The following is a 25,042-nucleotide window of genomic DNA, read 5'->3' on the forward strand; positions in this document are numbered from 1 at the left end:
AAGTACTGGCGTCTAAATTCAATTGTTCGTTTGCGCGCATGGACGCAAGTCCGGAGCGCGATCCGCTCCGAGAAAGGCCATCGCGGTATCCATCTCGCGCAAGATCATGCGCAGGGCGGCTTCGGCGCCCGTCTCTCCTCCCGCGGCAAGACCCCATAGCGGCAAGCGGCCGAGAAGAACTGCCTCTGCACCCAAGGCCAGATATTTCAGGACATCCGTGCCGCGGCGGACGCCACTGTCCGCCAGAATGGTTAGACGCCCCTTGACCGCTCCCGCAATCGCTGGAATGCAGTCCGCGGGCGCCGGCAGGCAATCGAGATTCCGTCCGCCATGGGCGGAGACCACGATCGCATCCGCGCCGATCTCGGCTGCCTGTTCGGCATCCTTAGCCGTGAGCACACCCTTGATGGTGAGCCTGCCTGGCCAGATCTCGCGCAGCCAGCGCATGTCGTCCCAGCTCAGCCGCGGCTCGAGCCGGACCGCCTCGCAGATATCGGCGCGGGTCACGGCGGTGCGAAATGTGTGCGGATAGTGAGCGTAGTTCGGTATACCCTCGGTGACGAGATAGCGCGCAAGGACCCCGAACAGCCACGTCGGATGCAGTGCCATGTCGATCATGCTGCGCAGCCGCGGAGTGAATGGGATACCGAAACCGCTGCGCTGATTATATTCCCGGTTCGGCGAGACCGGCGTGTCGACAGTCACGAGCAGGTTCTCGCAGCCACAGGCAGTCGCCCGTTCCAGAAGACGCTCGGTCAGCGCGCGATCGCGCCAGACATAGAGCTGGAACCAGAGCAGCGCGTCCGGCGCGCCGCGCCGGATCGTCTCCACCGTGGTTACCGACTGCGTCGAGATACAGACGGGAATCCCTACCCGCGAGGCTGCGCGTGCGAGTTTGGTCTCGCCATCATGGGCGACGAGACCGGCAAGCGCCGTTGGCGCCACAGCGAGGGGCGCTGCCAGCTTTCGACCGAATAGCATCGTCTCGAAATCGCGCCTGTCATGCCCTGTCAGCACTGCGGGCATCAAGGTGATAGCGTCGAGCGAGCTGCGCAGGCGCCGCAGCGCCGTCTCGTCCTCCGTGCCCCGATCGATATATTCGAACAGCCCGCGCGGAAGGACTTGCCGAGCGCGTTGACGATAATCGCTTGCATTGAGGAGCATCGGCATCTTCAAGCCGCGTGGCGTTTGAACTTGGATTTCGAGATCGAAGTCGCGGCGACGTGCACGTGCTGCACCAGCTCGGCCTCGACACGCTCGGTGGACCGCCCATCTTCACCACGCACAGCGCTGACTGCTCGCTACCCACCCGCTGGAACCTGGCCTGCGATGATGAGAGCAGATATGGCGGCCGCCTACCTGGATTTTAAAGACACAGGAGAACTTGCGCGCGCGATCCGCCGTGGAGACGCACCGCCACCGGTCAGCTGTCGTGGAACAGGACGGCTGCGGCAGCCAGTCTGGTCGAAGGCGACCATGGACCACTTCGCCGCACCCATTGGAAGAAGTGCCGCCAGGGAGCCGGAGGATCTCTTATGTCTGGTATGATCTCGGTTGATACGGCACCAAAGCTTCCTCGATATTGTCAACGAAAGCTGTTGGCGAACAATACGATGGCTTATTATTTTTCACCGCCAACCTGGGCTCGTCGGCAGGGCTGCGATTTGGGCCCTGAAGCTTTAGGGAGCGATTATGCCAGTGCCGTCGAACGGGTAGAGAAAGTCCTCTTGCCCGCATTCGAGAGTTGGCGCTCACGGGGTCTAAGTGACATGATGCCGGTCTCTCCCGCACCCGGCACGTTCGATTGGCTAATCGGCATCTTCCAAGCTCACCAGAAGTGGGGCGAAATCGAAACCACCACTCAGCGGCAGTACGAAAAGAGTCTCGCGCTCTTTGCCAATCACGAGCTTAAAGATGGAAGTCGCGTTGGGTCGAAGCAATTGTCCGATTTCACCAAGGCCTTCGTCGACGCAGTTTATGGAAAGCTGCTAGTCGTAACAAAAGTAGGCAAGAATGGAGAGGTCGTCGTCCGCGAGCGTCGTCGCTATGCAAATGTGGCAATGGCGAGCTGCCGGCGGGCCTGGTTCGTCGGGCAGCGCGCTCAAGAAAAAATAGTACCAGCGAGCAATCCGTTTTCACGGATGGGATTAAGATCACGTGCGCCCGGCCAGCCGATACGGCCCACACCAACCGCAACTTGGGATGAACTGGTCGCGTTCAGGGCTGCCGCGAAAAGGCTCGACTATCGCTCCATCGCAACTGCTGCTTTGTTGTCATGGGAGTGGCTGCAGCGGGAGCAGCACGTGTTTGGCTCCTTCGACATGTCGCACTACCGTCCTAGCGAACGGCCAAACAGCGTCAGGATCGTGCACCCAAAGAATGGAGAGGAAGCCTGGTGGCCATTATTAGATGAAACGGGCGCCCCTCTCTTTCCTGAACTTATGGACGAGCTCGACGAGATTAAAACGACCTCGCTCCCGGGCCTGGTATTCCGGCGTGACCATGCCCATCGTCGGTCGGCAACCCCGCTTCCATGGATTACGCCACGCAAGGACCTGCGTTATTTGCGCAGCGTGGTAAAAAAGATCATTGCGGAGGCCGGCCTTCGTCAGGAACTTTCCTTTACTTCCTTCCGGCACGGAGGCTTTACCGAAGGTGCCGACAGCGATCTCACGGACGCAGAGTTGCGCGCCGCAGGCCGTCATAGATCAAGTCGCCAACTGCCAACCTACGCCAAGCGCACCGGAAAGCAGTTGATCACGGCCACAAAGAAGCGTCGCGAGGAGCGGACAAGATCACTTCTTGTTCGACTAAACGCCGATTATTCCGCGGAATAGCGGTGCATTGAACGACCATCCAATCTTGCCTTGAAATGATCGCCTACTTCCCCGTCCACGATGGCGAGCGCTTCTCGCTGAACGCCTTCAAGCCCTCCTTGGCATCCTCGGTCATCGCGAGCAGCGCGATCTGGCTTTCGGTGTAGGCGATGCTCTCGTCGAACGACATCGAGGCGATCGCGCGCATGGCGTATTTGCCGCGGCGGATTGCCGTCGGCGATTTGTCGACGATGCGGCCGATCAGCCAGTCCACCTTGGCATCTAACTCGGCCGTGGGCACGACGTAATTCAGAAGGCCCGCGGCTTGTGCCGCCTTGGCGTCGAACGGCTCGCCTGTGAGCGCCCATTCATTGACAAGCCGCGGCGGCGCGATCCTTTGCAGCAGGCTCAGGACCTGCATCGGGAACACGCCGACTTTCACCTCCGGCAGGCCGAAGATGACGTGATCGGCAGCAACCGCCATGTCGGTCATGCACAAAAGGCCCATGCCGCCGGCCATGCAGACGCCGCCAACCCGCGCAATCGCAGGCTTGGTGGCGTTCTGTGACAAACGTAGCAGATCGGCATAGTCGACATTTGGTTTGGAATGATCCATCGCGAAAGCCGCGCCGGAATTCTGCAGGTCGGCGCCCGCGCAGAACGCCTTGTCGCCCGCGCCCGTCAGCACGATAACACGGACGTCCCTATCGTCATGTGCGTCGCGATAGCCTTTGCTGATGCCGGCAATGACATCGCCGTTTAGCGCGTTGCGCTTCTCCGGCCGGTTGATGGTGATCCAGAACGCCTGCCCGCGCTTCTCGGTAAAGACGGCTGTGGTGTCGCTCATGGCACGCTCGCTTCCCTGGCTCCGTTTTGCTGTCATTTGCGGCAGCTCGGGCGCCAGGTGCAAGCGCAATCTGCGGCGAGGCGGAGCTTTAGCGCCTCGACACAAATTTAGAGAGCAATCGAAGCGACAGCGTGCTTCAGCCCGCGGCCGCCTTCCTGATCCAGACCTTGTTGTCGTGGAATGCAGCCCCGCCGATCGGCGCGATGGTGTCCGCGCCCGTCAGCATGTTGATGCCGCGGCCTCCGATATGGCCCTTGTTCGGATGAACGGATTCGGCGATGAGAACGCCGCGCTGCACGCCCTCGAACAGCGTTGCGACCAGCGTGGTCTCGCCGCGACTGTTGCCGAGTGTCACCGCATCGCCGCCCGCGATGTCGAGCGCGGCCGCATCCAGGGGATGGATCATCACGCTCGCCCTGCCCTCGCGCGCCTGCGAGGACGGCGTCTCGTTGAAGGTGGTGTTGAGGAAGCTGCGCGACGGGCTGGTGGCGAGCCGGAATGGATGGGCCTGATCACTGTGCTCGATCACCGCCCAATGATCCGGCAGCGCCGGCATCTTGTCGAAATCGCCCATGGTCTGACCGAACGGCGGATGCGCCCAGTCGGCTTTGAAATGGAATTTCCTGTCGGCATGGGCAAAGCCGTCGAGATAATGCGAGGTGCGGAAATCCGGTTGCAGGTCGCGCCAGATATCGGCTTCGAGGCCGGCGATGTCGCCGTGATTGCTGAGCTTCAGCGTCGCGTCGATCAATTCGCGGGGCGTCATGTCGAAACCCGGATGCTTCGCACCAAGCCGCGGCGCCAGCCCTTGCAAGACCTCGTGATTGGAGCGGCATTCGCCGGGCGGATCGATCAGCTTCGGACCGACCGAGATGTGCTGGTGGCCACCGCCATAATAGAGGTCGTCATGCTCCATGAACATGGTCGCCGGCAGCACGATATCGGCCATCTCGGCAGTCTCGGTCATGAACTGCTCGTGCACCACGACGAAAAGATCCTCGCGCGCAAACCCCTGCCGTACCAGCGCCTGCTCCGGCGCCACCGTCATCGGGTTGGTGTTCTGGATCAGCATCGCCTTGACCGGGCCCCTGCCCTGCAGGGCTTCGGCATCGCCGGTGAGGATGCGGCCGATCTGCGACTGGTCGAGCGCGCGCGTGGTCTTGTCGATCGCATCGTGGCCTTCGATGATGGATTCGTTGAAATGCCAGAGCGCGTAATTGTTGAAGAAGGCGCCGCCGCCTTCATATTGCCAGGCGCCGGTCACGGCGGGAATGCAGAGCGCCGCATGCATCTGCGTCGCGCCGTTGCGCGAGCGGGTGAAGCCGTAACCGAGACGCAGGAAGGTCCGCTTGGTCTCGCCGACCGCTTTGGCAAAGGCCTCGATCTCGGCCACCGGCACGCCTGAGATGGCCGAGGCCCATTCGGGTGTGCGCGTCTTCAGATGCGCCTCGAGCTCACGAGGGCAATCGGTATATTTGTCCATGTAGGCGCGGTCGGCATAGCCGTCGCGGAACAGGACATGCATCACGCCGCAGGCAAACGCGCCGTCGGTGCCGGGCCGCAGGAGGATCTTGATGTCGGCCTGCTTCATGGTCTCGTTGTCGTAGATGTCGACCGCAGCGATTCTGGCGCCGCGCTCCTTGCGCGCGCGCGAGGCGTGCGTCATCACGTTGACCTGGGTGTTGACGGGATTTGTGCCCCAGATCACGACGAGGTCTGACAGCGCCATCTCGCGCGGATCAACGCCGGCGATCTTGCCGGTGCCGATCGCGAACCCGATGCGCGCGACATTGGCGCAGATTGTCTGATAGAAGCGCGAATATTTCTTCACATGGGTGAGGCGATTGAGACCGTCGCGCATCACGAGGCCCATGGTGCCGGCGTAGTAATAGGGCCAGATCGATTCCGCGCCGAACTCGCGCTCGGCTTGATTGAAGCGATCGGCAATCTCATCCAGCGCCTCGTCCCAGGAGATCCGCGCAAACTGCCCAGAACCCTTCGGCCCAATGCGGCGCATCGGAAACGTCACCCGCTCGGGGTGATGAATGCGCTCGGCGTAGCGGGCGACCTTGGCGCAGACCACGCCGGCCGTATAGGTTTGCTGCTTCGAACCGCGGACGCGGCCGATGCTGCGGCCCTCGACCACCTCGACATCGAGGGCACAGGCCGAGGGACAATCATGCGGGCAGGTCGAATGGCGGATTTCGATCTTGGCGTGCTGGTTCATGTCCCAGTTCGTAACACCAAAATACCCGTCAGCCGAGGGCATTTATCCGGCAATGCCCATGCGATTTGCTCAGATCACGTGCGCTTCCGGTTCCTGCCGCGACTGCGAAGAGCGGCGCGGCCACACCGACACGGTCGCGATATTCCCGGCACGATCGGCTTTGTGAGCCGTCGACAGTCCACGTCCCCTGCCGCTACAGTGTCGGCCAACAAGAACGACATCAGGGAGGTGGGCATGAAAGCCCGAAGATTCATGCTGGCTCTGGCGGCCGGCGTGCTTGCCGCTTTCTCCGCGGCCTCCTCCTTGGCACAGGATTATCCCACCCGCTCGGTCCGCATCATCGTGCCCTTTGGCGCCGGCGGGCCTGCGGACGTCGCGGCCCGGCTGATCGGCAACGTGCTCCAGGAAAGCCTTGGCCAACCCTTCGTGATCGAGAACCGCACCGGCGCGGGCGGCGTCATCGGCACGGTCGAAGCGGCAAAGGCGGCCGCCGACGGCTACACGCTGTTGATGATGTCCAATACCCAGACCGCGAACGAATCCCTGCTGACGCCGGACAAGCGCAAATACGAGCTGATGCGCGACCTCGCGCCGATCGCGCCGGTGAACTCTTCCGATCTCGTCATCGTGGTGAATCCTCAAGTCGCAGCAAAGACGTTGCAGGAATTCATCGCGCTCGCCAGGGCGCAGCCAGGCAAACTGAACTACGCCTCCTCCGGCCAGGGCACGCCCTATCACATGGCCGGCGAGCTGTTCAAAGTCATGGCCGGCGTCGATATCGTCCATGTGCCTTATCGCAACAGTGGAGAGGCGCGCAGCGGCGTGATCGGCGGACAGGTGCAGATGATGATCGACGCCGTGCCGGCAATGGCGCCGAACATCGGTGAGAACCAAGTCCGCGCGCTCGCCACCACCGGCAAACAGCGCTCGGCCGTGCTGCCGAACGTGCCGACCGCGATCGAGGCCGGGGTGCCTGGCTACGAGGCGACGATCTGGCTCGGCCTGATGGCGCCGGCGGGGACGCCGAAGCCTGTCATCGACAAGCTCAATGCGGCCGTCAACGTAATGGTCAAGCGGCCCGACATCGTCAAGCTCTGGCGCGATCAGGGCGCCACGCCCATGTCCATGACGCCGGGGGAATTTGACAAATTCCTGCGCAGCGACATCGAGAAATGGGCCGACATCGTCAAGAAGTTCGACAAGTCGTGAGGCCTAGAATGCCTGCCATACAATTCCAGCTCAACGGCGCAGCGATGGCCGTGGATGTCGATCCTGATCAGATCCTGCTCGACGTGCTGCGCAGCCGGCTCGGTGTCAACGGTGCGCATTTCGGCTGCGGCGCCGGTGAGTGCGGCGCCTGTTACGTCATGGTCGACGGCCGCGCGATGGCTTCATGCGACATGCCGATCTGGTCGGTCGCGGGCAAGGACGTCGTCACGGTGGAAGGCCTTGGCACCGCGGAGAAGGCCCACCCGCTGCAACGCGCCTTCATCTCCGAACAGGCGATGCAATGCGGCTATTGCGTATCGGGGATCCTGATCAGCGCTGCGGCGCTGCTGAAGCGCAATCCGTCACCGACGGACGCCGAGGTTAAAGCCGCGCTGGACTGCAATCTGTGCCGCTGCGGATCGCACAACCGCATGGTCCGCGCCGTGCTGCGGGCAGCATCGGAGATGGCGACGTCATGAATGTGTCGTCTCCTGCCCCGAAGCTGTCGGCCAGCCTCGCAGCCAATCCAAGACTATCGTCCTGGGTGCGGTTCACCGCCGACGGCCGGGTAGCGATCTCGCCCGGCAAAGTGGAAATCGGCCAGGGCATTGTCACGGCGCTGGCGCAAATTGCGGCGGACGAGCTCGATCTCGATATCATCAGGATCGAGATGATCCGCGCCTCGACGGCAATGAGCCCGAACGAAGGCGTCACCTCGGGCAGCCTGTCGATCCAGCAATCCGGCCGCGCACTGCGCCACGCCTGCGCCGAGGTGCGCCAGCGCTTCCTCACTGCTGCATCGGACCGCTTCGGCGTCGATGCGGCGCTGCTGCGTATCGATGACGGCACGATCTCGGGACCGGGCAATGTCAGCACTAGCTATTGGGAGCTGGCTGGCGAGGTCTCGCTGGACCACGACGTCACCGCGGGCGCGACAGCGAAAAGCGCCACCGAGCGTCTCGTCGCCGGACATTCCGTCCAGCGCCTCGACATTCCCGACAAGGTGTTCGCGCGGCCGCGCTTCATCCACGACTGGGCACTGCCGGGCCTTTTGCACGGACGCGTGCTGCGGCCGGAGGTTTCAGGGGCCAGATTGACTGCGCTCAATGAGGAGGCTGCGCGCGCTGTTCCCGGCCTCATCGCGATCGTTCACGACGGCGGATTTGCCGGCGTGGTTGCTGACAGCGAGGCAGCGGCGGAAGCCGCTCTGAAAGCCTTACGCAAGGGAGCGACTTGGTCGGCCGGCGAACCGCTGTCTGATGAAGACGATCCCGCGGGCTTCCTAAGAAGCCAGCCGGTCGAGACCACCATCATCGAGATCAGGACCGCGGCGGCGACGACCAAGCCGGCCCAAACCCTGCGCCGCCAATACACCCGCCCCTACATCGCACACGGCTCGATCGCGCCGTCCTGCGCCATGGCGCAATGGGATGGCGATCGCGTCCATGTCTGGACCCACAGCCAGGGCGTCTATCTGCTGCGCGCCGATCTCGCGATCGTGCTGAGGCTGCCGGCCGAGAACATCGTCGTCGAGCACATGGAAGGCGCCGGCTGCTATGGACACAACGCGGCCGACGACGTCGCGCTCGATGCCGTGCTGCTGGCAAAGGCTGCCGGCGGCCATCCGGTGCGGGTGCAATGGTCGCGCCATGACGAGATGTCCCATGCGCCGTTCGGTGCGGCCATGGCTATCGAGATCGAGGCCGATGTCGACGCCGAAAACGAGATCGTCGGCTGGCGTCATACCATCTGGAGCAACGGTCACGCGGCGCGGCCGGGGCGCGCGGCGCAGCCGGCGCTGCTTGCCGCGACTGAGATCGCAAACCCCTACCCGCGCATGATCTCGTCCAACCCGCCGGCCGCCAATGGCGGCGGCGCCGATCGCAACTCCGTTCCACTCTATGACCTCCCGGCCTGGACGATCACGAGCCACCGGTTGCTGACGATGCCGGTACGCACCTCGGCGCTGCGGACCCTCGGCGCACAAGGCAATGTGTTCGCCATCGAATCCCTGCTCGACGAGATCGCCGCCCTGCGCGGCGAGGACCCGATCGCATTCCGTTTGCGCCATCTGCGCGACGAGCGCGCCAAGGACGTCATCCGCGCCGCTGCGCAACGCGCGGCGTGGAAACCGCAGAAGCGAACCGGCATCGGTCACGGCGTCGGCTTTGCGCGCTATAAGAACATGGGAGCCTACTGCGCCGCGATTGCCGAAATCGAAGGCACCGATGACATCCGCGTGAAGCGGCTGACGCTTGCCGTCGACGTTGGCGAAGCCATCAATCCGGACGGCGTCATCAACCAGATCGAGGGCGGCGCGATCCAGGCAACGAGTTGGGTGCTGAAGGAGCGTGTCCGCTTCGACCGGGCGCGAATTACATCGACGTCCTGGACCGACTATCCGATCCTGAGATTCAGCGAAGTGCCGGCAGTGGATGTCGAGCTCATCCAGCGGCCGGAGATCGAACCAGTTGGCGCCGGTGAGGCCGCGCATGGCCCGGTGACGGCCGCGATCGCCAATGCGGTCTACGACTGCCTCGGCGTGCGTGTGCGCGACCTGCCAATCACGCGCGACAGGATCATTGCAGCTGCGGAGCTTGCATCGTGACGACAGTGAACATTTTGAGCGGCGGAGCAGCGCAAGGGTTAGTGCGCGGCCTCACCGCCCCCTTCAAGGCGCAGACCGGCCTCAGTATCGACGGCGAATTTGGCGCGGTCGGTATCATGGCCGACAGGTTGCGCGCGGGAAAACCGGCGGACCTCGTGATCCTGACGCAAGCCCTTCTTGCAAAGCTCACCGGGGAAAAGCTTGTCACGGCCTCCTCGATCGCTGATATCGGCCAGGTCGAGACTGCACTGGCGGTCCGCAACCGAGATCCCGAGGTGACGGTGAGGACCGAAGCCGATCTGCGTGAGGTCTTACGCAGCGCCGATGCGATCTACGTCCCCGATACCAAGGCGTCGACGGCGGGACAGCATGTCGCCAAGGTGCTGGATCAGCTCGGTATTGGCTATGAGGTCGCGTCTCGCCTCATGATCTTTCCGAACGGAGCGACTGCGATGCGGGAGCTCGCGGCGTCCACCGCGCAAACGCCGATCGGCTGCACGCAGGCGACCGAGATCATCGCAACCGACGGCATCGCGCTATCGGGATCGCTGCCACCGGGCTACGAGCTCGTGACGATGTACACGGCCGGCGCGACAGCGCGGGCCGCGCATCCAAAGGAGGCCGCCGCGCTGATCGCCCTGCTGACTGGCGCAGAGCAGAAGGAGCTGCGCCGGCGCGTGGGCTTTACCGGTTAGATGCGGATGGCCACCTATTTGTGCAGCTGGGTAAGGCCTGTCGGTGGGCCGTCCACGGCCGTCCAGCCGCCGTCGATGAACATCGTGCTGCCGCTGACATAACTCGCGGCGTCCGAGGCGAGATAGGCCACCGCGGTGGCGACCTCGTCGGCGCTGCTCCAGCGGTTGAACACGGTGTGGCCGGCGTAGAGATTGTAGATGTCAGGCCGCTGCTTGAACGGGCCGGTCAACGCGGTCTCGGCGATGCTCGGCGCGATCGCATTGACGCGCACGCCGGCATGCCCGACCTCGGAGGCAAAGCCCTTCACCAGAAGGCCGATTGCCGCCTTGGTCGAGCCATAGACGCCGAGGCCCGGCTCGATCGTGACTGCGCGCACCGAGGAGCAGGCGATGATGCTGCCGCCCTTCTGCTCGACCATGATGCGGCCAAAGGCCTGGAAGAACCAGACTGTGCCTTTGACGTTGAGGTTCAGGACGCGATCGAGATCCTCCTCGGTATAGTCGAGGATGGTCTTGCGGATATTGAGCCCGGGCGTCGTCACGGCGATGTCGAGCCGCGGAAACTTCTGCATCACGGTTTTGGCCAGCGCCTTGACGTCCGCGGCGCTTGCGGCGTCGCAGCTAGCTGCTTCCGCCCAGCCGCCCTTGTCGCGAATGCCGGCGGCGGTCGCCTCCGCCGCATCAAACGCGCGATCGGCGCAAACGACGCGGGCACCGAGCCCGGCCAGCGCCTCGGCCGACGACTTGCCGATGCCGGATGCGGCGCCGAGAACGACTGCGGTCTTGCCGGTGAGATCGAAAAGCTTGCGATAGTCCGTCACTGATAGCTTCTCCCTGGTGCTGCTATCCCTTGTAGCCCATCAGCAGGCGGGGCAGCCACAGCGAGAACGCAGGGACGTAGGTCACGAACATCAGTGCTGCGATCAGGGCGGCATAGAACGGCAGGATGGTGCGCATCACCGCGCCGACCGAGATGCCGCCGATGGCGCAGCCCACGAACTGCGTCGTTCCGACCGGTGGCGTATTCAGCCCCAGCGCGCAATTGATCAGCATCAGCATGCCGAACTGCACCGGATCCATGCCGGCTTTCATCGCGATCGGCAGGAAGATCGGGGTGCAGATCAGGATCGTCGCGGCCATGTCCATGAACGTGCCGAGCACGAACAGGATGACGTTGATGAGCAGGAAGATGACCCAGGGTTCGGTCGAGACCTTGCTCATCATCGCGCCGGCGAGATCGGCGACTTCATACAGTCCCATCAGATACTGGAACATGGTGGAGACGCCGATCAGCAATAGCACCACGCCCGTCGTCTTCACCGCCTTGGCGGCGGCGCGCAGGAAGTTGCCCCAGGTCATGGTGCGGTAGATGAAGAACGTCAGCAGGATCGTGTAGGTGACCGCAACGGCTGCCGATTCAGTGGCCGTGAAGACGCCGGACAGGATGCCCGCCAGGATGATGCCGACGATCAGAAGGCCGGGCAGCGCGGCCGCGAGCGAGCGGAAGACCTCGGCCCAGCCCGGAAACTTGCCGGCCGGATAGCCGCGCTTCACCGCGACTGCGTAAGCGGCAACCAGCATGCACACCATCAGCACGAGCGCCGGCAGCAGGCCGGCGGCGATCAGCGCGCCGATCGAGACCTTGCCGCCGGCGGCCAGGGCATAGATGATCATGTTGTGGCTGGTCGGCATCAAGGCTCCGACCAGCGAGGCATGGGTGGTGACGTTGACGGCGTAGTCGGTGTCGAACCCCTCCTTCTTCATCATCGGGATCATCACCGCGCCCATCGCCGACACGTCGGCCACTGGCGAGCCGGAGACGCCGCCGAACAGCGTGCAGGCGACGACGTTGGACATGCCGAGCCCGCCGCGGATGTGCCCGACGAGATTCTTGGCGAGCTGCACGATCTTGTCGGCGACGCCGCCATGCAGCATCAGCTCACCGCTGAAGACGAAGAACGGAATGGCGAGGAACGAGAAGATGTTCATCCCCGACATCATCTGCTGGAAGATGACGGCAACCGGCAGACCTTCGTAGAGGATGGTGCAGATCGCCGAGAGGCCAATCGCGAAGGCGACGGGGACGCCGAGGATCAGGAAGCCGAAGAACGTGGCGCCGAGGATGATCAGTTCCATGAGGGGACGACCTCTTCGCCGCGCAGGAGAGCAACGATGTGCTCGATTGAAAAGGAGACGATCAGGACACCGGAGGCGATCAGCGGCACGTAACGGATCACCTCGGGCAGGCCGAGATTGGGGATCTTCACCGTTCCAACCGACGCCCCCAGGATCCAGCCGTTATAGGCCATCGCAATGCCGAACACGGCCACCAGGACGTGGATCACGAGCTCGATCTTTTCCCGCATGTAATCCGGAAGCATCACAAGCAGACTGTCCATGCCGATGTGTCCGGCATCGCGCACACCGACGGCGGCGCCGATCAACGTGACATACAGGATCAGAACCAGCGCGAGGTTCTCCGTCCAGGTCGGGCTCGAATTGAGCACGTAACGCCCGAACACCTGGTAGAACACGATGATGACGATGCCGAGCAGGCCGGTCACGGACAGATACATGCCCGCGCGCGCGACGGGAGCATTGATCCGCGACAGCAAGCCGGTGGACGGGCGACCAGTGACCGCCACGTGCTCGTGGCTTGCGACGTGTGGATCTGTCATCCCGTGCCTCCCCCGCGAGGGTCCGGTGTCGCACGCTGGGCGGCTCCGGACCCGACACCGCTGTGCTTACTTCGAGTCCTGGATGCGCTTGACGAGGCTCTGGAGCTTCTCGTCACCGGCGAACTTCGTGTACACCGGCTTCATCGCGTCGACGAATTCCGCCTTGTTGGCGATGGTCACGACCTGAACGCCGGCCGCCTCGACCGTCTTGCGGGAGGCCTGCTCGCGCTCGTCCCAGAGCTTGCGCATGACAGGCACCGATTCCTTGGCCGCCTTGCGGACCATCGCCTGATCTTCCTTGCTCAGCGTGTCCCAGACCTTCTTCGACATCACGAGAACTTCCGGCGCCAGCGAGTGCTCGGTGACGTTGTAGAACTTGGCGGCCTCGAAATGGCGCGAGGACTCGTAGGACGGCCAGTTGTTCTCGGCAGCGTCCACGAGGCCGGTCTTGAGCGCGGTATAGACCTCGCCATAGGGCATCGGCGTCGGGTTGGCCCCGAGGCTCTGGATCATGCCGACCCATAGATCGGATTGCTGGACGCGGATCTTCAGGCCCTTGAGGTCGGCGAGCGACTTGACCGGTGCCTTAACGGTGTAGATGGACCGGGCGCCGCTATCGTAATAGGCAAGTCCGACCAGTCCCGCCGGCTCCATCGCCGCCAGGATCTCATCGCCGATGGGACCGTCAAGGACGGTGCGCATGTGCTGCGTGTCACGGAAGACGAAAGGCAGGCACAACGCGATGGTTTCCGGCACGAAATTGTTCAGCGGCGATGCGTTGATCCGCATCATGTCGAGAGCGCCGATCTTGAGCTGCTCGATGGTATCCTTCTCGGAGCCGAGGGCTCCGTTGGGAAACACCTTCACGCCGAGCTTGCCGCCGCTCGCCGCCGCGAGCTGCTTGCCCATGAACTTGACGGCCTCGACGGTCGGATAATCGGCGGGGTGGATGTCGGCGGAGCGGAAATCGCGTGCGGTCGCCAGGGGCGCTGAGACCGCCAAGGCAACGGCTGTGAGGATACCGGTGAGCGTCTTCATCTGGGCTTTCCTCCTGGTCGAGTGAGTTGATTATGTCGTTGTCGGCCGGCTGCGGGCCGCCTTGGGTCGCTCCACTTCAGGTGTGAAGTCAAGCGCCAATGTCGTCCGTAGGGCGGGCGGCATTCTGAGTCCAAGCCAAATCCAGCATTGATCAATGCAAGACTTGCATCGATCAATTTCTGGCGCAATTCGCATTATGGTGGGCACGGCGGGCTGGCTCGACGTCGCCGGCACGTGACTTGACGCCGCCTACCGAGCCCCCTCAACATGTTCGAAACAGCGGACCATATCGAGGAAAATGCCCATGCCGCGGAAGCTGATCGATATCTCAGTGCCGCTCCGAAACGACGTGACTGCCGATCCGCCAGGCAACCATCCGACGATCCAGTACATCGATCACCAACAGGGCCTGCCGCGCATGCTGCAGTTCTTCGACGGCCTCAAGGCGGAAGACCTTCCGGATGGCCAGGGCTGGGCCGTCGAGCAGGTCGCGCTGTCGACCCACAACGGGACGCATCTCGATGCGCCCTGGCACTTCCATCCGACCATGAACCGCGGCGAACGGTCGTGGACGATCGACGAAGTGCCGCTGGAATGGTGCTTTCAACCCGGCGTGAAGCTCGACTTCCGGCATCTGCCCGATGGCTACGTGGTGAGCGCCGGCGACGTCGAGAAGGAGCTGAAACGGATCGGACACACGCTGGCGCCGCTGGAGATCGTCGTCGTCAACACCAGCGCCGGCGCGAAATTCGGCCAAGCCGATTACGTCAATTCCGGCTGCGGCATGGGCTATGAGGCCACCATGTACCTGCTCGAACGCGGCGTCCGCCTGACCGGCACCGATGGCTGGAGCTGGGACGCGCCGTTCGTCTACACCGCGAAGAAATATGCCGAAACAAAGGATGCCGGCCTGATTTGGGAAGGCCACAAGGCAGGGCGGCACATCGGCTATTGCCATCTCGAGAAGCTGCACAACCTCGATCAATTGCCCTCGACCGGCTTCATGGTCTCATGCTTCCCGGTCAAGATCGAACGCGCCTCCGCCGGTTGGACCCGCGCGGTCGCCATCCTCGACGATCAGGTCTGAGATATCACTCGCCGGAGAGGCCGCTCTCCGCAAGTTCGCGCAGCGCATCGATATCCAGCACAACGATGGCGCCGTGCTCGAGACGAACCCAATTGCGGCCGGCCCAGGCGCGCAATTGCTTGTTGATGCTCTCGCGCGTCATGCCCACCATCTCGCTGATCTCCTGCTGGGTGATCGCGAGTGTGCCGCTGCCGGAGTCGAACTTGCGCTCCTCGGTGAGACCGATCAGCGCGCTGGCGAGCCGGCCCGGCAGGTTCTGCAGGATCACCTGCTCGACCTGCTGGCTGGTCCAGCGCAGGCGCGCGCAGAGCAGCTCGATGAATTTCATCGCCAGCGCCGGCTGGCTCTTCACGAATGGCAGGAAATCCCGGCGATCGATGATGTAGAGCTCGCAATTGGTGTTCGCGGTCGCATCGGCCGACCTCGGCGCGCCGTCGAGCACCGCGATCTCGCCAAAGATCTCTCCGGGACCGATCAGATTGAGAATGGCATTCCGCCCATCCGGCGACGAAGAGGAGATCTTCACCGTTCCCGAAATCACCGCGAACAGATTGTTGCCGGGATCGCCCTTGGCGGCGATCGTCGCACCGCGCTTCACGGTTGTGTGCTTGGCATAGCGGCAGAGCTGATCGAGCGCCTCCGGCTCCAGATCTGCGAAGATCGGGTGCTTGCGCAGAACCGATAGTTTGTTGCCCGCTGACTGTCGGGGGTCGCCGGTCTTGTCCTGAGGCACGCCACGGGGCTCCTAAGACTGCGAGGCACGAGGTTCCTGCGTAGTCAACGTTATCAGGCTTTTCAACCGGAAAGCATGGGCGCGGTTTTAGGCAAATGCCGCGAAAATGCCGCGGTTAGGCGAAAGGGCGGCATCCGAAGGAGCGTCATGCATTTAAGTCGCTGCAGAATTGCAGGCAATGCAAGTCGCGATTGCGCTGAGGCGCTGCCGAACGGCCGAAACTGGTCGGGCGCGGGCATCGGGTCGGCCAAGGATGCTGTCACATCACCGGCTGAAGCCCGCTCCTAGCGGGCGAGCTCAGAGCTTCAGCTTGACACCGCAGATATCAGGCTCAGTCCGATCCGGCTTGATCTCGAAGCCGAGCTGGCGGCACATCTCGAGCATCACGATGTTCTCCTGGAGCACGTCGCCCGATATGGTCTTGAGCCCTTCCGACTTCGCGTAGTCGATGATCAGCTGCATCAGGGCCCATCCTAATCCCCTGCCCTTGAGGTCGGACCGCAGCAGGATGGCATATTCGCCGCTTTCGTAGATCGAGTCCGAGTGGAGCCGGACGACGCCGACCATCTCACCGGTCTCCTCGGCGAATGCGATGAAGGCCATCGCACGCGCATAGTCGAGCTGGGTCAGGCGCGCGATGAACTCGTGGGTGAACTCCTTCATCGGCGCGAAGAAGCGCAGGCGGAGGTCGTGCGGCGTGACGTGACGCAGGAATTCGTGGATGGTCGGCTCGTCCTCCGGGCGCAAGGGCCGCACGAAGATACGCCAGCCGTCCTTCAGTACCAGGCGGCGCTCCCATTGCGATGGATAGGCCCGAACGGCGAAATTGGCCGGGCCGGAGCCGGCGAACTTCCGCTGCGGCGGCGCCACGGCGACGCGGGCATCGACCGCGGTCACACCGGTTTCGTCCGCGAGTAGCGGGTTGATGTCGAACTCGCGGATTTCGGGAATGTCAGCGGCCATCTGCGCCAGCTTGACCAGCACCATGGCGACGGCATCCGGCTTCACTGCCGGTACGTCTCGGTAGGCGCGAAGCAGCCGTGACACGCGCGTGCGATCGATCAGATCGCGGGCGAGTTGCAGGTCGAGCGGCGGAAGCGCAAGCGCCTTGTCGTTGATGATCTCCACAGCCGTCCCGCCCCGGCCGAAGACGACGACGGTGCCGAAGGTGGGGTCATCGGCAAGACCGAGGATCAGCTCGCGCGCCTTCGCCTTGACCACCATCGCTTGCACGATGACGCCGCCGATGCGGGCTTCGGGACGCAGTTTTCTGGCCCGGTCGAGAATATCGGTGGCAGCCGCGCGCACCGCATCCGGCGTGGTCAGATTGAAAACGACGCCGCCGACATCCGATTTGTGGACGATGTCACGTGACATGATTTTCAGCACGACAGTCAGGCCTTGCGCGAACATGTCGCTCGCATAGGCCACCGCCTGCTCGACATTGGTCGCAGCATAGGTCGGCACCATCGCGATTTCGTAGGTTTCGAGCAGGTGCTTGATCTCGACCGGCTCGAGCCATTTGCGGCCGTCGGCGATCGCAGCAGTGACGATCCGCTTCGCGGCCGGCGCGTCCGGCACGAACGTATCGGGCATCGCCGGCGGAACCTGGCTCAGCTCCTCCACCACCTCGCGGTGCCGGACCAGATGCATGAAGCCGCGCACGGCATCGTCCTCGGTCGGGTAGTTCGGAATGCCCGCGCCGGAGAGCGTCCGAATGATGTCTTGATCGGCTCCGACCCAGGCGGCAAGGACGGGCTTTGCCCACTGGCGGTGCTGCTCGCGGTATTTTCTGACGAACTCCGTCACGGTCGTGGCGATGTCAGCCGCTGAGGCGATCGCCGTCTGCACGTTGAGGACGAGCACGGCATCATTGTCGGGATCGGCGAGCAGCACCTCCAGCGCCGCCGCGTAGCGCGAGGCGTCGGCGTCGCCCACGATGTCGACGGGATTTGCACCGGACCAGGTCGGCGGCAGCACGTCATCGAGCTTCTTGCGAGCGTCCGCCGAGATCGACGCCGGGATTCCGCCAAGCTCGACCAATCGATCGATGGCAAGCACGCCGATGCCACCGCCATTGGTCAGGATAGCAAGGCGCTTGCCCGTCGGGGATTCAACGCGGCCGAGCGTCTCGGCGCAATCGAACAGCTCGCGCAGATCGGAGACGCGCAGCACGCCCGCGCGGCGGAACGCCGCGTCATAGACGGCGTCGGCGCCGGCGAGCGCGCCGGTATGCGTGGCCGCGGCCTTCGCCCCCTGCGCCATCCGGCCGGACTTCACCAGGACGACCGGTTTCACGCGCGCGGCGGCGCGCGCCGCCGACATGAACTTGCGAGCGTCCTTGATAGCTTCGATATAGAGCAGGATCGCGCGGGTCTTGTGATCCATCGCGAAATAGTCCAGCAAATCGGCAAGGTCGACATCGATCTGATCGCCGATCGAGACAATGCCGGAGAAACCGACGCCACGCTGCGCCGCCCAATCGACCATGCCGGCCGCGATCGCGCCCGATTGCGAGATCAGCGCGAGACTTCCCGCGCCTGGCATGTGTGCTGCGAAGCTGGCATTGAGGCTTACTCCAGGCATCATGATGCCGAGGCAGTTTGGACCAATCAGCCGCATGCCGTATTTGCGGGCAGCAGTGATAGCAGCCTCGTGCAGGGATCCCGGTCCGTGGCCGAGCCCGGCCGAGACGATCAGCGCGCCCGCCGACCCGCGACGTCCGGCCTGGTCGATGATGCCGGGAACTTCCCGCGCCGGCGCAGTAATGATCACGAGTTCGGGGACGAAGTCCAACCTGTCCAGATTCTTCACCGCGGCTATGCCGCCGATCTCGGCGTGACGCGGATTGACCAGGCCGAATTCCCCTTTGAATTCTGCGCTGCGGATGTTCTCCAGGACGGCGCGTCCCACGGAGACCGGGCGGGCACTCGCGCCGATCAGCGCGAGGGAACGCGGTGACAGCAGATTCTTGAGGCGGTAGGTCGACATGAAAGCAAATGCGTCCGATCGCTGGCGGTTCCGATGGTAGAAGATCGGGCCGCAAACTGTTCAGCTTAGTGCGAGATCATAACCCAGCAGGGTGGCTGGCCAATGACGGTCTTTATCAACACCGCCCCTAACGATCGCGTTCAGGCGCGAATGATGGCGGATCGCTTTTCCTTCCGCCAGATAGTCCGGCTTTTGTCACGACGCTTGATCCTCGTCGAGCCCGGGACCGGCAGTTTGGAGGGACGTTGACCAAAATCAAGGACTGGCCGCCACCTCGTTCTAGGAGGTAACCTGATTGCGGCCGGACTGCCGTCCGACGCATCTGGATGTGCCAGCAGGAATGACAGACGAGACCGCGACCCAGGACCGGATCTTTGCGGCTCTCACCGATTCCGCCACGCATCCGGGTGTGAGGCGGATCGATACGCACGCAGCTTCGGTGTTTCTCGACGGCGACCGCGCGCTGAAGATCAAGCGGGCCGTGCAGTTTCCGTTCCTCGACTATTCGACTCTCGACAAGCGCAAGGCGGCCTGCGAGGAGGAGATCAGGATCAACCGGCCGCTGGCGCCGCAGATCTATCATCGCGTCGTGGCGATCACGGAGGAGCCGGATGGGTCGGTGCAGATCGGCGGCCCCGGCCGGCCGATCGAGTATGCGGTCGACATGTCGCGCTTCGACGAAAGCCAAACGCTGGATCATCTGACCAAGGCCGGCCCGCTCGATGACGATCGAGCCTCGGCCGCCGCCGACGCGATCGTGGCTTCGCATGCGGCGGCAGGCCACTCCGACGGCAGGGCGTGGATTTCCTCCATCCCTGGTCTGATCGATGGCAACAGCAATGGCCTGGGAAAAGATAATCGTTTTGACGCCGAAGAAATCGCGCAGCTCGGCAGAGCCTCGCACGCGATGTTCCTGCGCCTCCGCACCTTGCTCGAAGCGCGCAGCCACAGCGGCTTCGTGCGGCGTTGCCACGGCGACCTGCATCTTGCGAACATCGTCTTGATCGGCGAACAGCCGGTCCTGTTCGACGCCATCGAGTTCGATGCCAAGATGGCAACAGTCGACGTGCTCTACGATCTCGCATTCACGCTGATGGACCTGTTGCACCACGATCAAGCACGCGCGGCCAACGTTGTCTTGAACCGATATCTCGCTGCGACGCCAAACGACAATCTCGACGCGCTCTCCGTCCTGGCGCTGTTCATGTCGATCCGGGCGGCGATCCGCGCTCAGGTGGCGCTGGCACGGCTGAAGCCGCCGCGTTCTGACGACCCCGGCATCCTTGACGACGCACGGCGCTATTTCGGCCTCGCCCGAATGTTGATCCATCCTCCCGCTCCGCGCCTGATGGCGGTCGGGGGATTGTCCGGCACCGGAAAGACGGTTTTGGCGCGCGCGCTCGCACCAATCGTCACGCCACAGCCGGGGGCGATCGTGCTGCGCAGCGACATCGTCCGCAAGCAGATGTTCGGGCTCAAGGACACGCAGCGGCTGCCACCATCCGCATACACGCCAGAGGTCACGGCCCGCGTCTACGACACCTTGGCTCAGTACGCCCGGCGGGTGCTGGCGCAAGGCCATTCGGCGATCATCGACGGTGTCTTCGCCGCCGAGGAGGAACGAGACGCGATCGCCGCACTGGCGCGCGGGCGCAACGTGCCGCTGAACGGCCTGTTCCTCGTCGCCGACCTCGCGACGAGGCAAGCGCGTATCGGAAGCCGCCGGGGAGATGCATCCGACGCCACGCAAGAGGTTGCCGCGCAGCAGGAGCGCTATAATATCGGTCATGTCGGTTGGGCGACCATCGATGCATCCGGGACACAAGAGCAGACGCTCCAGAGCTGTCGGGACGCAATCACTGAGGGCAAATAAGGCAATCTGATTGACGCGGGCAAGGATGGCGCGACCCAGCACGACCTCGACGGCCGCCCGCGCACTGCCGGCAATGCGGCGCAATGCACTGCCCGGCCGCCTCAGTCCCGGCATGGCCTGCGACACGGCGTTCCGGATCATTGCCCGCCGTCACCTCGATGCCGTTCTCGCCCAGCATGACGGGACTTGCCGCGGCGATCCCGATGCCCTGCACCAGATCCGGATCGCACTGACACATCTGCGCACCGCCATCCGCTTCTTCTCGCCGATGGTCGACGATGCGCTGCGGCCGAATGTCTGGGCCGAACTGAAATGGCTCAACAGCCAGCTCGGCATGGTGCGTGACCTCGACGTGGCGATCGAGCGGCTCGTCGCCGAGACTGGCGACGAGCTCGCCGTGATCGCCGAGCTCCGGCACTGGGACGAGAAGCGCGCCGAGAGCCACCGCCTGCTGGCGCGCGCGCTGCAATCCGCGCGCTATCGCCGCCTGGTCGAGCAGACCTCGGCCTGGATCGAGAGCGGCCCCTGGTCGACTCATCGCAGCAAGGAAGCCATCAGATTGCGTCGCTGTTCGCTCGCCGAGCATGCGACGGCGCAGCTGGCGGCGTGGGAAAAGACACTGCTCAGGAAGGCGCGGAAGCTGAGCAAGCTTGACGTCGAGAAACGGCACAAGCTGCGGCTGCTCAACAAGCGGATGACCTATTCGATCGAATCGCTCGCGGATCTATTCACCGACGGGGCGGCGACGAAGCAGAAGTCCATGCTCAAGCAATTGCGCAAGGCGCAAAAGTCTCTCGGGCAATTGAACGACGATGCGCGAGGGCAAGCGCTGGCGGCCGCGCTGAACGGTGCCGGTCTCGAGGCCGCCGCTCGCTTTCTCAACCGCAAACGGGAAAAGAAGCTGCTGCAAACCGCCGCGGCGGCCTACCGCAAACTGGACAGGGCCAAGCCCTTCCGCTCCTCCGACCTCGCGCCGAACGCAGAGCCTGAGAATTAGGTGTGACGCAGTCGGTCATCTCGGTTACCCCCGAGATCAGCATCGTCGAGACCGCGAACATCATGCTGAAGCGGCATGTCAGCGGCCTTATGGTCGTCGTCGATACCGGCAAGCTGGTCGGCGTCGTCTCGGAAGGAGATTTTCATCCGTCGTAGCGAAATCAGCACCGGACGCAGGCGCGGGCGCCGCCGGACGGCCGAGCTCAGCGAGGAACGACGGCGGTGGCCTCAATTTCGACGCGCGCCGCCTTCTCGACGAGACGGACCACCTGAACCAGGGCCATCGCAGGATAGTGCGCTCCGAAGACGTCGCGGTAGGCCCTGCCCAACTCCTTCAGATTGGCCAGGTATTCGTCCATGTCGACGACATACCAGGTCAGGCGCACGAGGTGCTCGGGCCGTGCTCCGGCTTCGGCCAGGATCGCAGCGATGTTGCTCAGGGTCTGGCGCACCTGCGCGACGAAGCCGTCCGCGAGACGCTCTTCGGCATCCCAGCCGATCACCCCGCCGGTGACGACGATGCGTCCCTCGGCAGCCATGCCGTTGGCATAGCCCTTCGGCATTGGCCAGCCAGATGGCTGGAGGATCTGCGCCTTGGGGCGGATTTCCTGCTCGGCTGCTGTCGGCAGCACCGCGAGCTGCGGGCCTTTTGGCGTCGTCACGGACAATTCTCTATCCTTCTCTCATTCCGCAGCGACGCCGGAGGACGTCGCTGCAGCCTGCGCCAGCTGACGCAGGGCAAAGCGCTTCAACTTGCCGGTCTCGGTCTTCGGCAATTGCGTCACGAACTCGATCGCACGTGGATATTTGTACGGCGCGATCTCGCGTTTGACATGCTCCTGCAACTCGGCCACGAGCTGGGCGTCCGGCGTGACACCAGGCGCGGCGACGACATACGCCTTCACGATCATGCCGCGTGCCTCGTCCGGCGCACCGACGACCCCGCACTCCACGACAGACGGATGCGTGAGCAGCGCTGCCTCCACATCTGTTCCTGCGATGTTGTAACCGGCCGACACGATCATGTCGTCGGAGCGCGACTGGTACCAGAAATAACCGTCGCCATCCATCACATAGGTATCGCCGGTGATGTTCCAGCCATTCTGGACGTATTTCCGTTGTCGCTCATCGGCAAGATAGCGACAGCCGGTCGGGCCACGCACGGCGAGACGACCCATCGTCCCCGGTGGCACGTCACGGCCTTCATCGTCGACGATCTTGGCCTCATAGCCTGGCACCGGCTTGCCGGTCGCGCCTGGGCGAATCTCGTCCTCGGTCGCGCTGATGAAGATGTGCAGCAATTCGGTCGAGCCGATACCGTCCATCAGCTTGATGCCGGTGGCCTTCAGCCAGGCCTCGAATGTCGGCTTGGGCAGCGTCTCGCCCGCGGAGACGCATTTGCGAAGCGAGGAGATGTCACGGCCGGCGAGCTTGCCGAGCATGGCCCGATATGCGGTCGGCGCAGTGAAGCAGACCGTGATCTTGTACTGCTCGATCGCATTCAGAATGTCGTCCGGCGTCGTCTTCTCCAGCACCACGAAGGAGGCGCCAATATGCATCGGAAACAACACGCCGCCGAAGCCGAAGGTGAAGGCGAGCGGTGCCGAGCCGACGAAGCGATCCTTCTGCTCGGCGCGCAAGATGTTGCGCGCATAGCCGTCGCAGACCGCGAGCATGTCCCGGTGGAAATGCATGGTGCCCTTGGGATCGCCTGTCGTGCCCGAGGTGAAGGCGATCAGGCAGACGTCGTCGGACGAGGTATCGACAGCCCTGAACTCGGGGCTCGCATCCGCGATCAGCGCTTCGAGCGAATCGGCCGCGCCATTGCCCCAATAGACCACGTGCTTGAGGCCGGGCGCCGCGGCCTTCGCCTTCTCCATCTCCTCGGAGAGCTTTCCGTCACACAGCGCGAGCCCGATCTCCGCCTTCTGGATCGGATACGACAACTCCTTGGCCCGCAGGAGCGGCATGGTCGCCACGACGATGCCGCCGGCCTTGATGACCGCGAGATAGGTCGCGACCATCATCGGATTGTTGGCCGAGCGCAGCAGCACGCGTCCGCCGGTCACGAGACCCAGCTTGCCGACCAGCACATTGGCGATGCGGTTCACGAGCGCTTGCAGCTCGCGATAGGTGTAGCTGACCGCAGGACTGATGACGCAAGGCGCATCGCCGTGGCCTTGCTCGACCCAGCGATCGAGGAAATAGCTGACGCAGTTCAATCGCGCGGGATAGCGCAGCTCCGGTCGCGTGAAGATGAATTCGGGCCAGAGCTCGCGCGGCGGCAGATGTTGCCGCGCGAACGTATCGACATGGGCCGTCGCAGCATTGCCGTCACATGAGCCCGACACTTGAACCTTGGCAGCGTTGGCCATCGCACGCTCCTTTCAGCATGGATTGCACCCGGCAGCACGATCTGGAAAACATTTTAGGCTTAAAGCAATTTGGTGCAATAGTGGATTTTGCGCATTCCTTGCTTTTTCCTGCGGCAAATAGGGTCTGCGGCCCGTCCCGCCGCCTACTTACGGCCGGCTGCGCGCGGCCGATTTCTGCGCCGACGCCTTGGTCTTGGCCAGGAGCCGCATCAATTCCCGCACATCCTTCGGCGTCAGATCGGCGAAGAGGTCGGCAATCCAGGCTTCGTGTTCCGCAGCCATCCTGCGAAACTCGGCGCGCCCGAGTTTTGTGAGGCGGATCACTTGGACGCGGCGGTCCGTCTCCGAGGTACGCCGATCGAGGTGACCGGACTCAACCAGACGCTCGACAAGGCCGGTGACGTTGCCGTTCGACACCATCATGCGCTTGGAGACGTCGGACAGCGTCATGCCGTCCGGCGCCTTGTCGAGCTGCGCCATAAGGTCAAACCGAGGCAGCGTGACGTCGAACCGCTGCCGCAACCGGCCGCGGACTTCCCCTTCGATCAGGGTCGTGCAGGTCAAGAGCCGCAGCCACAGCCGAAGCTCTTCGGCATGGTCCTCCGGCGTTTCCACGGCCTTGGTTTCGGAATCGAGCATGTTGATGCAGTCACTCACGGCCGGCATTGGGGCCGGCACAGATTCCCCAACGTTTTGAGCTTCAAATAAATCGGAGCCGGCCGCAAGTCCAAAGCTGCAACAATCGACCGCAGGTCAATTTCTTTAGGCTTCAAATAATTGGCGCGCCGCTTGCATGCGCTGCTGCCCGCAGGATGCGACGTCTTGAGCTCGGCTTGCGGCGGCGGCCATCATCGGCATAAGCTTGGATT

The 25,042-nt window shown here is 63.6% G+C and carries 20 protein-coding genes and 2 pseudogenes; 9 read left to right on the forward strand and 13 right to left on the reverse strand.

Going from position 1 to position 25,042, the window contains the following annotated elements; translation table 11 throughout:
* Positions 1–18: 18 nt before the first annotated feature.
* Entirely contained in the window at positions 19–1,164 is a 1,146-nt protein-coding gene (locus IVA96_RS34165) for an alpha-hydroxy acid oxidase (protein WP_247303493.1), read from the reverse strand.
* Between the two features lie 371 nt (positions 1,165–1,535).
* Between IVA96_RS34165 and IVA96_RS34170 the strand changes: the two genes are divergently transcribed.
* The gene (locus tag IVA96_RS34170) at positions 1,536–2,837 is read left to right on the forward strand and encodes a hypothetical protein (protein ID WP_247422099.1); all 1,302 of its coding nucleotides are present in this window, start codon (positions 1,536–1,538) and stop codon (positions 2,835–2,837) included.
* A 43-nt stretch (positions 2,838–2,880) separates the two neighbouring features.
* On the opposite strand, the gene IVA96_RS34175 is transcribed toward IVA96_RS34170, so the two are convergent.
* On the reverse strand, positions 2,881–3,663 hold the full coding sequence (locus tag IVA96_RS34175) for an enoyl-CoA hydratase/isomerase family protein (RefSeq protein WP_247422100.1): 783 nt from the start codon (positions 3,661–3,663) through the stop codon (positions 2,881–2,883).
* A gap of 136 nt (positions 3,664–3,799) precedes the next feature.
* Positions 3,800–5,890, reverse strand: coding sequence for a molybdopterin-dependent oxidoreductase (locus tag IVA96_RS34180; RefSeq protein ID WP_247422101.1), 2,091 nt, complete (start codon positions 5,888–5,890; stop codon positions 3,800–3,802).
* 234 nt (positions 5,891–6,124) lie between these two features.
* Between IVA96_RS34180 and IVA96_RS34185 the strand changes: the two genes are divergently transcribed.
* Genes IVA96_RS34185 through IVA96_RS34200 form a run of 4 tightly spaced genes read left to right on the forward strand, consistent with a single transcriptional unit; the run spans position 6,125 to position 10,402 of the window.
* Positions 6,125–7,099 carry a tripartite tricarboxylate transporter substrate binding protein gene (locus tag IVA96_RS34185; RefSeq protein ID WP_247422102.1) on the forward strand — a complete coding sequence of 325 codons (975 nt, stop codon included), beginning with the start codon at positions 6,125–6,127 and terminating at the stop codon, positions 7,097–7,099.
* Positions 7,100–7,107: 8 nt separating this feature from the next.
* Positions 7,108–7,578 carry a (2Fe-2S)-binding protein gene (locus tag IVA96_RS34190; protein WP_247422103.1) on the forward strand — a complete coding sequence of 157 codons (471 nt, stop codon included), beginning with the start codon at positions 7,108–7,110 and terminating at the stop codon, positions 7,576–7,578.
* On the forward strand, positions 7,575–9,707 hold the full coding sequence (locus tag IVA96_RS34195) for a molybdopterin cofactor-binding domain-containing protein (RefSeq protein ID WP_247422105.1): 2,133 nt from the start codon (positions 7,575–7,577) through the stop codon (positions 9,705–9,707). The genes IVA96_RS34190 and IVA96_RS34195 overlap by 4 nt, the downstream gene beginning before the upstream one ends.
* Complete coding sequence (locus IVA96_RS34200; protein WP_247422107.1) at positions 9,704–10,402, forward strand: substrate-binding domain-containing protein; 699 nt, start codon at positions 9,704–9,706, stop codon at positions 10,400–10,402. The genes IVA96_RS34195 and IVA96_RS34200 overlap by 4 nt, the downstream gene beginning before the upstream one ends.
* A gap of 14 nt (positions 10,403–10,416) precedes the next feature.
* Here the strand turns inward: IVA96_RS34200 and IVA96_RS34205 are convergent, their stop codons facing one another.
* The 4 genes from IVA96_RS34205 to IVA96_RS34220 all read right to left on the reverse strand — a co-directional run bounded on the left by IVA96_RS34205 (position 10,417) and on the right by IVA96_RS34220 (position 14,118).
* Positions 10,417–11,223: an SDR family oxidoreductase gene (locus tag IVA96_RS34205; protein ID WP_247280618.1), complete on the reverse strand. Its 807-nt coding sequence runs from the start codon at positions 11,221–11,223 to the stop codon at positions 10,417–10,419.
* Between the two features lie 22 nt (positions 11,224–11,245).
* Positions 11,246–12,538, reverse strand: coding sequence for a TRAP transporter large permease (locus IVA96_RS34210; protein WP_247422109.1), 1,293 nt, complete (start codon positions 12,536–12,538; stop codon positions 11,246–11,248).
* On the reverse strand, positions 12,529–13,080 hold the full coding sequence (locus tag IVA96_RS34215; protein WP_247422111.1) for a TRAP transporter small permease: 552 nt from the start codon (positions 13,078–13,080) through the stop codon (positions 12,529–12,531). The genes IVA96_RS34210 and IVA96_RS34215 overlap by 10 nt, the downstream gene beginning before the upstream one ends.
* 66 nt (positions 13,081–13,146) lie before the next feature.
* The gene (locus IVA96_RS34220; RefSeq protein ID WP_247422113.1) at positions 13,147–14,118 is read right to left on the reverse strand and encodes a TRAP transporter substrate-binding protein; all 972 of its coding nucleotides are present in this window, start codon (positions 14,116–14,118) and stop codon (positions 13,147–13,149) included.
* A 304-nt stretch (positions 14,119–14,422) separates the two neighbouring features.
* On the opposite strand from IVA96_RS34220, the gene IVA96_RS34225 reads away from it, so the two are divergent.
* Positions 14,423–15,205, forward strand: coding sequence for a cyclase family protein (locus IVA96_RS34225; RefSeq protein WP_247422116.1), 783 nt, complete (start codon positions 14,423–14,425; stop codon positions 15,203–15,205).
* A 4-nt stretch (positions 15,206–15,209) separates the two neighbouring features.
* On the opposite strand, the gene IVA96_RS34230 is transcribed toward IVA96_RS34225, so the two are convergent.
* The 3 genes and pseudogenes from IVA96_RS34230 to IVA96_RS35945 form a co-directional block, all read right to left on the reverse strand.
* Positions 15,210–15,938 (reverse strand): Crp/Fnr family transcriptional regulator, encoded by a 729-nt coding sequence (locus IVA96_RS34230; RefSeq protein ID WP_247280613.1) that lies wholly within the window; start codon positions 15,936–15,938, stop codon positions 15,210–15,212.
* 297 nt (positions 15,939–16,235) lie between these two features.
* A complete protein-coding gene (locus tag IVA96_RS34235; protein WP_247422118.1) occupies positions 16,236–18,929 on the reverse strand; it encodes a bifunctional acetate--CoA ligase family protein/GNAT family N-acetyltransferase in 2,694 nt (897 codons plus the stop codon).
* Positions 18,930–18,994: 65 nt separating this feature from the next.
* A pseudogene (locus IVA96_RS35945) lies at positions 18,995–19,085 on the reverse strand (universal stress protein); the annotation flags it as partial.
* A 184-nt stretch (positions 19,086–19,269) separates the two neighbouring features.
* On the opposite strand from IVA96_RS35945, the gene IVA96_RS34240 reads away from it, so the two are divergent.
* The 3 genes and pseudogenes from IVA96_RS34240 to IVA96_RS35950 form a co-directional block, all read left to right on the forward strand.
* Positions 19,270–20,802 carry a bifunctional aminoglycoside phosphotransferase/ATP-binding protein gene (locus tag IVA96_RS34240; RefSeq protein WP_247422120.1) on the forward strand — a complete coding sequence of 511 codons (1,533 nt, stop codon included), beginning with the start codon at positions 19,270–19,272 and terminating at the stop codon, positions 20,800–20,802.
* A gap of 25 nt (positions 20,803–20,827) precedes the next feature.
* Positions 20,828–21,799 carry a CHAD domain-containing protein gene (locus IVA96_RS34245; RefSeq protein WP_247422123.1) on the forward strand — a complete coding sequence of 324 codons (972 nt, stop codon included), beginning with the start codon at positions 20,828–20,830 and terminating at the stop codon, positions 21,797–21,799.
* A 2-nt stretch (positions 21,800–21,801) separates the two neighbouring features.
* Positions 21,802–21,982 (forward strand): annotated as a pseudogene (locus IVA96_RS35950) (CBS domain-containing protein); the annotation flags it as partial.
* Positions 21,983–22,001: 19 nt separating this feature from the next.
* Here IVA96_RS35950 and IVA96_RS34255 read toward each other — a convergent pair.
* From IVA96_RS34255 to IVA96_RS34265, 3 genes are all read right to left on the reverse strand, one after another.
* On the reverse strand, positions 22,002–22,466 hold the full coding sequence (locus tag IVA96_RS34255; protein WP_247422127.1) for a RidA family protein: 465 nt from the start codon (positions 22,464–22,466) through the stop codon (positions 22,002–22,004).
* Positions 22,467–22,481: 15 nt separating this feature from the next.
* On the reverse strand, positions 22,482–24,173 hold the full coding sequence (locus IVA96_RS34260; RefSeq protein WP_247422129.1) for a benzoate-CoA ligase family protein: 1,692 nt from the start codon (positions 24,171–24,173) through the stop codon (positions 22,482–22,484).
* Between the two features lie 147 nt (positions 24,174–24,320).
* Entirely contained in the window at positions 24,321–24,839 is a 519-nt protein-coding gene (locus tag IVA96_RS34265; protein ID WP_247280608.1) for a MarR family transcriptional regulator, read from the reverse strand.
* Between the last annotated feature and the right edge of the window lie 203 nt (positions 24,840–25,042).

The sequence above is a fragment of the Bradyrhizobium sp. 159 genome (assembly GCF_023073795.1).
Classification (GTDB): domain Bacteria; phylum Pseudomonadota; class Alphaproteobacteria; order Rhizobiales; family Xanthobacteraceae; genus Bradyrhizobium.